General features: G+C 43.3%; 4 protein-coding genes and 14 tRNA genes. 3 read left to right on the top strand and 15 right to left on the bottom strand.

What is annotated here, in order from left to right; all coding sequences use genetic code 11:
- Window positions 1-1,179, bottom strand: a 1,179-nt coding sequence (locus ACKI5G_RS03315) for a serine/threonine protein kinase (protein ID WP_407397612.1), incomplete at its 3' end; no start/stop codon positions are given.
- Between the two features lie 162 nt (window positions 1,180-1,341).
- Between ACKI5G_RS03315 and ACKI5G_RS03310 the strand changes: the two genes are divergently transcribed.
- The 3 genes from ACKI5G_RS03310 (at window position 1,342) to ACKI5G_RS03300 (ending at window position 2,067) form a co-directional block, all read left to right on the top strand.
- A complete protein-coding gene (locus tag ACKI5G_RS03310; protein ID WP_407397610.1) occupies window positions 1,342-1,806 on the top strand; it encodes a helix-turn-helix domain-containing protein in 465 nt (154 codons plus the stop codon).
- A 78-nt stretch (window positions 1,807-1,884) separates the two neighbouring features.
- Window positions 1,885-1,973, top strand: a tRNA-Ser gene (locus tag ACKI5G_RS03305).
- A 5-nt stretch (window positions 1,974-1,978) separates the two neighbouring features.
- Window positions 1,979-2,067 (top strand) — tRNA-Ser (locus ACKI5G_RS03300).
- Window positions 2,068-2,106: 39 nt separating this feature from the next.
- On the opposite strand, the gene ACKI5G_RS03295 is transcribed toward ACKI5G_RS03300, so the two are convergent.
- From ACKI5G_RS03295 to ACKI5G_RS03230, 14 genes are all read right to left on the bottom strand, one after another.
- The gene (locus tag ACKI5G_RS03295) at window positions 2,107-3,252 is read right to left on the bottom strand and encodes a metallophosphoesterase (RefSeq protein ID WP_407397608.1); all 1,146 of its coding nucleotides are present in this window, start codon (window positions 3,250-3,252) and stop codon (window positions 2,107-2,109) included.
- Between the two features lie 138 nt (window positions 3,253-3,390).
- Window positions 3,391-5,460 (bottom strand): methyl-accepting chemotaxis protein, encoded by a 2,070-nt coding sequence (locus ACKI5G_RS03290; protein WP_407397606.1) that lies wholly within the window; start codon window positions 5,458-5,460, stop codon window positions 3,391-3,393.
- Between the two features lie 133 nt (window positions 5,461-5,593).
- Window positions 5,594-5,679, bottom strand: a tRNA-Leu gene (locus ACKI5G_RS03285).
- 20 nt (window positions 5,680-5,699) lie between these two features.
- Window positions 5,700-5,786 (bottom strand) — tRNA-Leu (locus ACKI5G_RS03280).
- A 53-nt stretch (window positions 5,787-5,839) separates the two neighbouring features.
- Window positions 5,840-5,928: transfer RNA gene (locus tag ACKI5G_RS03275), tRNA-Leu, on the bottom strand.
- Between the two features lie 18 nt (window positions 5,929-5,946).
- Window positions 5,947-6,020: transfer RNA gene (locus tag ACKI5G_RS03270), tRNA-Gly, on the bottom strand.
- 11 nt (window positions 6,021-6,031) lie between these two features.
- A tRNA-Thr gene (locus tag ACKI5G_RS03265) sits at window positions 6,032-6,107 on the bottom strand.
- Between the two features lie 7 nt (window positions 6,108-6,114).
- Window positions 6,115-6,190 (bottom strand) — tRNA-Phe (locus tag ACKI5G_RS03260).
- 4 nt (window positions 6,191-6,194) lie between these two features.
- Window positions 6,195-6,271: transfer RNA gene (locus ACKI5G_RS03255), tRNA-Asp, on the bottom strand.
- Window positions 6,272-6,278: 7 nt separating this feature from the next.
- Window positions 6,279-6,354: transfer RNA gene (locus ACKI5G_RS03250), tRNA-Val, on the bottom strand.
- Between the two features lie 7 nt (window positions 6,355-6,361).
- Window positions 6,362-6,437, bottom strand: a tRNA-Lys gene (locus ACKI5G_RS03245).
- A gap of 29 nt (window positions 6,438-6,466) precedes the next feature.
- Window positions 6,467-6,542, bottom strand: a tRNA-Lys gene (locus tag ACKI5G_RS03240).
- Window positions 6,543-6,546: 4 nt separating this feature from the next.
- A tRNA-Gln gene (locus ACKI5G_RS03235) sits at window positions 6,547-6,623 on the bottom strand.
- An 18-nt stretch (window positions 6,624-6,641) separates the two neighbouring features.
- Window positions 6,642-6,717: transfer RNA gene (locus tag ACKI5G_RS03230), tRNA-Asn, on the bottom strand.
- Between the last annotated feature and the right edge of the window lie 73 nt (window positions 6,718-6,790).

Raw genomic sequence — 6,790 nt, 5'->3', positions numbered from 1 at the left:
ATCCATAAATATAATATCCCCATCCATGGAATTCGGGTTATCATAATTATGAATGGCCGGTGGTTGATAGTTAAAGGAATAAGCCGATGAATGGCCCATATTGTCCGAAAGCTGCACATTTAGCTGCGCGCCAGTATTGGTGGCGGTTACAATTACATTGGAGCCATTTATATTAACTGTTTTCTGTCTGCTGCTTCCCTGAGCTATATGCAGCGGCCTATTATCTGTAGGCACAGCCTGGATATCCACGGACTTTTCTCTTGTTTCAGCCTTCGATGGTATTGTTACTCCACCTTGTTCAGCAGTTTTTCCTCTATTAGTCTCTCCACCCTCCGGTAAAGCTGCAGGAGATTCTCCATCTATATTTATTTCGTCAGTGACTCCTCTGGTATCCTGCTCCTGTATACGAGTATGATGATACCACACTCCCCACGCCCCAATAACAAGGAGAATTATCCCCACCAATACATACCAGTTTACCTTCTGTGGCGGATTTTCCAAAGCATTTAGCATTGCCTCGGCACTTTGGTAACGGTCAGCCGGATCAAATGCCATTGCCTTTTCAATAATCCTCTTTTCATGTGGTGTCATAGGAATAATTGGCAAAAGTGTAGCCAGAGTTTGTCCCAGTGAATAAATATCGGACCGCTCATCTGTACTCTGATATCCGAACTGCTCCGGAGGTGCAAACCGGCGTGTTCCCTGAATCTCCGTATCATGGGTATTGTGCTTTTTATTCATGCGGGCAATGCCAAAGTCTATCAAATATGGCTTAAGATTTTTGTCCAATATGATATGCTCCGGCTTAATATCCCGATGAATAATGCCAGCTCCATGAAATTTCTGTATTGCAGGCAATATGTCCTTTAATAACCCCGTTATGGTAAAATTAGGTAAAGCCGCATTTCCCTGAGCTACATTCTCCAGGGAAATACCTTCAATATATTCTTCAATTACAACAGTTCTGCCTGCAAAAAGAACATACAAAATGTGAGGAATCCCTTGTATATCCAATTCCTTTAATTTATAAAACAAATCTCTTTTATCCTCCCGGTATTCCCGGCGAATAAATAATTTATCATCAGCTATTCTTTTTACCAGCATAACAATACCGTGTTCATTTCGTGAAAGTTCCCTTTCTACCACGAAACTTTCGTCGAGAAAATCAATGGCAGGCATTTTATCAACTCCCTATATTGATTATAACGCCGTTATTCAATTTTTTCTTCTTTGAAGAAAAAAATCCAATTATATAAAATTGGACAGTTAGTCCAAGACTTATTGGCCATTCTGTGGCAAAATTATATGCAGAAAATCTTTCAAGGGAGTGAATTATAACATATGGCGAATACAAGTGCTTTGCTCTCTGAGTTAATTGACAAAGACGATTTAAAGGCTTTCATAGAGAAACATCAAAGCGATTTTATTAATATTACCCCAGCAGAATATTTGAATACACTGGCTAAAAAATATGAAATTTCTATGGCAGAAATTTCCCGTGCGGCCAATTTAGGTGACTATATATATAAGATTTTCCGTGGGGAGCGAAACCCCAGCCGTGATGTTTTGATTTGCATTTGCCTAGCCATTAATACCAGCCTGGATGAACTGCAACTATTACTGCGTTTAGCCCAGTTTTATACCTTGGATGTAAAAAACGAGCGTGATGCAGTGATTTTACATGGTTTACAAAATAATAAATCTCTATTGGAAATAAATGCCATGCTATACGAGTTAAAGCTTGAACTTCTTATAGCTGAACGTGATTGTAGCCGGCCTTCCCCAAAGTCTAAAAAGGATGTTTAAAACCATCCTTTTTTAATTTTGCTATTTACACTTTCCTTGACAGTAAATATTTTATTTTGTTATAATGTTTACTGCTATGGAGAGGTGTCCGAGTGGTTTAAGGAGCTGGTCTTGAAAACCAGTGATGCCTTACGGCACCGTGGGTTCGAATCCCACCCTCTCCGCCATATATGGAGTGGTACTCAAGAGGCTGAAGAGGACGGTTTGCTAAATCGTTAGGGTCGCAAGGCCGCGAGGGTTCGAACCCCTCCCACTCCGCCATAAAAAAATTAAGTCGCCATCAGGCGACTTTTTTTATTGCTATTTTTCTGTCAAAGTAAACACCGCAATCTCCGGCGGACAGCCGAAGCGGAATGGGAACCAGCTGCCATTCCCTGAATGCACATACCCCATAGTATTTCCCACACGATATAAACCACGCAAATATTTGAATATTGGTGGTACAAGTGGAATACCAAAAAATCCCAACTGTCCCCCATGGGTATGGCCTGTCAGTACCAGATTGGCGTTGTATTTGGCTGCTGAGTCAATAAAATCAGGATGGTGGGCCAGCAATATCTTTACTGAATTCGACGGAATCTCCTTTAGGGCAAGCTCAGTGTATTTTTCCTTCAAAAAATCAAACTGATCCCGTTTAATCGGATAATCTACTCCAGCTATATAAACTGGCAATACTTCTCCTGCAACCATCTCAAAGGAATTTTCCAGCTTCTTTATTTTTGTGCCTTCTAAAGCAATATTGATGGCTGGAATACCACGCATGTGCTCATGATTTCCCCAGCAGTAAAATATACCGTACTTAAAGCAATCAACGTAACTGTCCACCACCTTGGCAGCCTTATAATTAATCCTGTTATCATCAAACAGATCACCTGTAATAACAAGCATATCACCGCCAATTCCACTAGCCTCTCTTAATAGCTTATCAAGCTCCTCCAACCCCATAAAAGGCCCAAGATGAATGTCGCTAAGCTGGATAATGGACAAGCCCTTTATATCATCAGGTATATTTTCAACCGGAACATCAAAACGCCTTACCACGTTCTGCTTTCTTTCGATGAGTCCACCATAAGCAGAAACAGCCACTGCCGCGGCAGGCAAAACTGCGGCTCCCTTCAAAAATTTACGGCGCTGTGGATCCTCCGGCACATCAAACAGCTTTTTTTTCAAATACCTTACCAATACGTAGGCCAAGGCCAACCAATCATAGATAATCTGAGCCATAAAAAGCATAGTGGCCACCTGTAAAATAATGCCACCTGCTGTTGTACCATGCAGCTTGGTAAATCCAAGAATCATGCCAACTATTAAAATAATATCAACATAAAGCAGTTTTCGCTGTACCTTACTCAGCTGTTCAGGTGATATAATAACTCCCAATGCTTTTTGAGTAATCATTATAATTGCTGTCAGTACAACAAATAAAATAGAGAAAAAGAATAACATGGACTAACCTCTACACTATATATTCATAAAAAGTAATAGTATTGTATCATATATTTATGAAAAACTTCTATATATCGCCTTTTTTATGGCAAAACAAAACCAGTGCCCCGAAAGACACTGGTTTTTATTAACGATAAATTAGAATCTGAATTTCTTAAGCTCTCTCTGAAGCTCATCAGCCAAATCAGACAGATTGCGGGTAGAAGCAGCAATCTCTTCCATGGTAGCTGATTGTTCCTCAGTAGCAGAAGAAATAGCATCAATGCTGGCAGTCACTGTCTTGGTAACCTGCTCAACATCCTCAGCGGAATTCAGCACAGCCATACTGGAATCAGCAGTTGCATTTGCAGCCTGGGCAGCTTCCTTAATAAGGGCATCTACCTCATTTACATTGTCTACAATCTGCTGGAACTGGGTACCGGCCTCAGCTACTACTTCACTACCAGTTCTAACTGCAGCAGTACCTTCCTTCATGCTGTTAACAGCCTTCTGAGTCTCACTCTGGATAGCCTGAATTATAGAAGCAACCTCAGCAGCAGCTTCGGAGGACTGCTCTGCCAGCTTACGTACTTCATCAGCTACAACGGCAAAGCCACGACCATGCTCACCTGCTCTTGCGGCCTCGATAGCTGCATTGAGAGCCAACAGATTAGTCTGATCAGCAATACCAGAAATTGTATTAATAATCTCACCAATTTCCTGAGAGCGGACACCAAGGTTGGCAACTGCACCAGCAGACTGCTCCACAGTAGTAGAAATCTGATTCATCTGGCTAACTGCGCGCTTAATGGAAGCCTCACCCTTATTGGCGGCTTCACCTGCATTCGCAGAAGCACTACTCATGCGTTCAGCACTGGTTGCAATGGAAGAAACATTATCAGTCATGTTACGAATCTGATCAACAACAGTAATCATAGTATCATTCTGTTGCTGTGCAGCACCGGCAATATCAGAAACCTTACCGGCAACGTGGGTAATGGTTTCAGCACACTGATCAGAACCATCAGACAGGTCATTGGATGCAGCAGAAACCTGCTGAGAACTGGATTGAATCTGCTCCAAAAGGCTCTTGAGATGCTCAGTCATCTGAACAAAGGCTGTACAAAGACGACCAATTTCATCGTTGGCATCATAGTCCATACGGAACTGACGAATATTACCATCGGCAATTTCCTCAGACGCATTGGCCAATACTCTAAGAGGTCTGAAGAGGGCAGTACACATCATGTAGATCATGCCAAGAACAAGAGCAAGAGCTACAACAAGGACAATCACCAAGGTTATACGCATGTGACGGACCGGTGCAAGAAGCTGGGATTCATCAACAACGGTCAAATACTTGTAACCAGTCTGCTGAGAGGTATAAACGGAAACAACTTTCTTAACGCCATCCATTTCAATCTCAACCATGCCGGATGTTACAGATGCCAAGGAACTGAACTCACCTTCAACCTCAGATAACTTCTTAAAGTTCAGGTCTGGATTTGCAGGATCCGCAAAAATGGTACCCTCGGAATCAACCACTACCATGTAACCACTTTCGCCGATTTTAATCTCACTAATCATATCAGTGATAACTGGAAGGTCGATATTAATACCAAGAACACCAATAGGATTATTTACATTGTCCTTCAGTACCATAAAAATACCAATAGTAGGGGTACCCTTGGATGTCATAAATGGAGCGGTAATACGAACCTTGTCCATTGCTGCCATACTCTCCTTATACCAGTCACGGGTACGGGAGTCATAGCCCTTCTTACGCTTAACAGCAGGATACTGTAAATAACCACCATCAGTAGTACCAAGGCTCACAACAGAGACTGATCCTTTGTTTGCTTCAGCAAAGCGATGGAAAACCTCATATGCCGCAAGCTCATATCCACCCTTGGCTGCAGGATCCATAGCGATCATGTCCTTGGAATCAACCTCACCATCACTATAGACGGTAATATTGCCACCTGCACGCAAAACGGGATCATTACTCATATTAACTAAGCCATCACGAAGCCCCTCCAGAAAAATGTTCATAGTGTTATCCACCTGAACAGCCTGGAGATTTGTTTCTTCCTGGAATGAATCTTTCTGATTACTTGTAATTATTCCATTAAGAACAACACCCATAACCAGCATTGCTACAAAGATGGTCACTCCAGCTACCAACATTAATTTTGTCTTAACGCTGGAATCCTTCATAAAATCTGCCATATAATCCCTCCATCTAATATTAAAAATCCCTAAATTACACAATCGTCTTCAGTATGGTTTTATTTCGTCATAAACCTCCAAATTCCTTTTAATTTCACAAAAAAAACCGAGCAAAACTCGGTTATTTCTAAAATGGTGCGGTTGGTGGGACTTGAACCCACACGACTTGTGATCACTACCCCCTCAAAGTAGCGCGTCTGCCTATTCCGCCACAACCGCATGTTACTAATAATTATAAATGGTGCGGCCGAGTGGATTTGAACCACCACGGGGTCAACCCCCACTAGCGCCTGAAGCTAGCGCGTCTGCCGTTTCGCCACGGCCGCATAACATTAAACATTATAGCATATTAAATTATCACAATCAAGTATTTTATTAGTGGTGCCGAGGACCGGAATCGAACCGGTACGGTAGTCTCCTACCGCGGGATTTTAAGTCCCGTGCGTCTGCCAGTTCCGCCACCCCGGCAAAAATACTTTATTATTATGGAGCGGGTGATGGGAATCGAACCCACGTGACCAGCTTGGAAGGCTGGGGCTCTACCATTGAGCTACACCCGCGTAAGGATCAATGGAGCTGGCGAGAGGAATTGAACCCCCAACCTGCTGATTACAAGTCAGCTGCTCTACCTATTGAGCTACACCAGCATAAAAATGGTGCCTCAGAGCGGAATCGAACCACTGACACGGGGATTTTCAGTCCCCTGCTCTACCAACTGAGCTACCGAGGCATAATGGCGACCCGAAGGGGACTTGAACCCCTGACCTCCGCCGTGACAGGGCGGCATTCTAACCAACTAAACTACCGGGCCATAATAATGGTGGGCGCTAACGGGATCGAACCGCTGACATTCTGCTTGTAAGGCAGACGCTCTCCCAGCTGAGCTAAGCGCCCATATAAATGGTGACCCACCGGGGACTCGAACCCCGAACCTGCTGATTAAGAGTCAGATGCTCTACCAGTTGAGCTAGTGAGTCATAATATTAACTTTCCAAAACAGAACTCATGGTGGCTCACCCGGGATTTGAACCCGGGACACCCTGATTAAAAGTCAGGTGCTCTGCCAACTGAGCTAGTGAACCGTTTTGGCTGGGGTAGTTGGACTCGAACCAACGAGTGCGGGAGTCAAAGTCCCGTGCCTTAACCAACTTGGCTATACCCCAATCACCCCAGGGGTAAAATGGCTCCTCGAGTAGGACTCGAACCTACGACATACGGATTAACAGTCCGCCGTTCTACCGACTGAACTATCGGGGAATCTTTCGTGAAGTTTTGTGTTCGCTCAACCTCACAAGCGTTATTATACAGATATGAGGTTACTTTGTCAACA

It is taken from the genome of Anaerovibrio sp. (genome assembly GCF_045637405.1).
In the GTDB taxonomy this organism is placed as follows: Bacteria; Bacillota; Negativicutes; order Selenomonadales; family Selenomonadaceae; genus Anaerovibrio.
This window is presented reverse-complemented; position numbering and strand designations above follow the sequence as displayed.

Coding starts and splice junctions, on each gene's coding strand:
- ACKI5G_RS03290 (WP_407397606.1), bottom strand. CDS start 5,460: ATGGCAGATTTTATGAAGGATTCCAGCGTTAAGACAAAATTAATGTTG.
- ACKI5G_RS03310 (WP_407397610.1), top strand. CDS start 1,342: ATGGCGAATACAAGTGCTTTGCTCTCTGAGTTAATTGACAAAGACGAT.
- ACKI5G_RS03295 (WP_407397608.1), bottom strand. CDS start 3,252: ATGTTATTCTTTTTCTCTATTTTATTTGTTGTACTGACAGCAATTATA.